At 41.1% G+C, this 1,847-nt stretch carries 2 protein-coding genes and 1 pseudogene; 2 read left to right on the plus strand and 1 reads right to left on the minus strand.

Going from position 1 to position 1,847, the window contains the following annotated elements:
- Positions 1 to 245 precede the first annotated feature (245 nt).
- Positions 246 to 836, plus strand: coding sequence for a DUF2808 domain-containing protein (locus tag F6K20_RS20080; protein ID WP_008185511.1), 591 nt, complete (start codon positions 246 to 248; stop codon positions 834 to 836).
- A 297-nt stretch (positions 837 to 1,133) separates the two neighbouring features.
- Here the strand turns inward: F6K20_RS20080 and F6K20_RS20085 are convergent, their stop codons facing one another.
- Positions 1,134 to 1,280 carry a hypothetical protein gene (locus tag F6K20_RS20085; RefSeq protein WP_154659823.1) on the minus strand — a complete coding sequence of 49 codons (147 nt, stop codon included), beginning with the start codon at positions 1,278 to 1,280 and terminating at the stop codon, positions 1,134 to 1,136.
- Between the two features lie 386 nt (positions 1,281 to 1,666).
- Here F6K20_RS20085 and F6K20_RS20090 point away from each other — a divergent pair.
- Positions 1,667 to 1,847, plus strand: a pseudogene (locus F6K20_RS20090) (transposase); the annotation flags it as partial.

Consider the following 1,847-nt stretch of genomic DNA (forward strand, 5'->3'; position numbering starts at 1 on the left):
TCTGGAGTGGGGAGTAGGGAGTGGGGAGTGGTAAAAAATCCTGTGTATCTAATAGGTATGAGCAACGCTATACTCGATTTTATTATGGTTTTCTAAGGTAGATATCACGTAATTTTAACGGAAGAGTCTGATACTTAAGATTAAGTCCGGTAGAGTAGTTATCCTTGAAGGGTATTGGTTAATTAACAATTTTTCGTTAAACAGTCAATTTCTTTCGGGCGCTTTCTTGATTAGAGGTGATTGAGATGACTAATAATATAGCACGTTGGGGATTAACTAAGGCTCGTCTTCTAGGCTCTGGTGCATTTTTATTGGGTATATTGCTACCCACTACTCTTTATGGCTTACCTGCTAAGACGATTGAAATCGGTAATGGTAAGACTGTGTTTAACCGTGCTCCGCGTTTAGTTAGGGCAGCTACGAGCTTTACTAGAGTAAGGGTTCCATCAACGTACCAATTCACCCTCAGATTACCTGAAGATGCTGGAGAGTCTTTGCAAGCTGTAACGATTACCCAGAATAAAACTAATATCGAGAAAGTCAAATTTGATCCGAGAAAGAGTCGTGGGTTTGTGGGCGATACTTTTGCTGGTGGCTCATCCCTGACCTTGGCGAATATTGGCGGGAATGAATCGTCTAACTCGGATCAAGTAACTGTTGTGTTTGATCCACCGGTCACTCCTGGTCAAACCATTACAGTTTCGGTTAGAGCTAAGGAAAATCCTGAGTTTAGTGGTTCTTATTTATTTGGAGTCACGGCTTTTTCTACTGGAGAGAATAGCCCTGGTTTATTCTTAGGTAGCCGTAGGTTGTTTTTTGATGAGTTTGGAGACTAACCGGCAAGTGGGTTAGTCCTAGTGTAAGCATTCAGCTATCAGCATTAAGCTATCAGCATTAAGCTATCAGCATTCAGTGGGAAGTTTATGTAGGGTGGGCAGTACATCAGACAGATAAGATCAGCTGGGAAAGCCCGTTAGTAGGCACTGCCCACGATCGGATTAATTACTTGTAGCCAGTGTATTTAGCAAATGATGGCTTGACCGGAATAGCTGATGTTATGTAGGGTGGGCAGTGGATTAGACAGATAAGATCAGCTGGAGGGCGTTGGTACCCACTGCCCACGATCGGATTAATTACTTGTAGCCAGTGTATTTAGCAAATGATAGCTTTACCGGAATAGTAAGAAATGGAGCTGAAGCTTGATCACAAAGAACGACAGTATAGAAAAGCGATCGCGTAGCGTGACCATTCGCGTAGCGTGGCCTAAAGGCCAAGGTCAATCGCTTTTCTAATACCAGTCAGCTGATGGGAATAATGAAACACAGGAAACTTTAGAAGATGGGGAGTCATATCAGCAACTGGCTCCCCTTTTTACTGGCTGCATCCCTATTCCATAAAATTACTAAATTGTCGATTTAACTTATTTTATAAATTCTAGAGATTGCTTTCAGCAATTTTAGTATTAATCTCCCCATAATCTGCTCTTTTACTATACAATTTTATACACTGATTACCATGACAGCAACGATATTCATTGTATCTTTGTCGTTAGATGGTTTGTAATCATTCGTTGGCCAAAGGCCACTAGCTGATAGCTGATAGCTGATAGCTGATAGCTGATAGCTAACGATAGTTTTTAGGATTAGTCTAGAATTAAAAAATAGAAATGAACGAACCCATAGCTGACTATGACAATCCTTGGAAAGAAGCATTACAAGCCTATTTTGAGTCATTTTTGCAGTTTTGTTTTCCCCAAGTACACACTCTGATTGATTGGAATCAGACACCCCAAGCCCTTGATACAGAGCTACAGCAGATAGTTGGTGCTGCTGAATCAGGAAAACGAA

This window comes from Moorena sp. SIO2C4, assembly GCF_010672485.1.
Classification (GTDB): domain Bacteria; phylum Cyanobacteriota; class Cyanobacteriia; order Cyanobacteriales; family Coleofasciculaceae; genus Moorena; species Moorena producens.

Bases quoted from the DNA above. Each gene is read 5' to 3' on its own strand.
- F6K20_RS20080 (WP_008185511.1), top strand. From the start codon at position 246: ATGACTAATAATATAGCACGTTGGGGATTAACTAAGGCTCGTCTTCTA.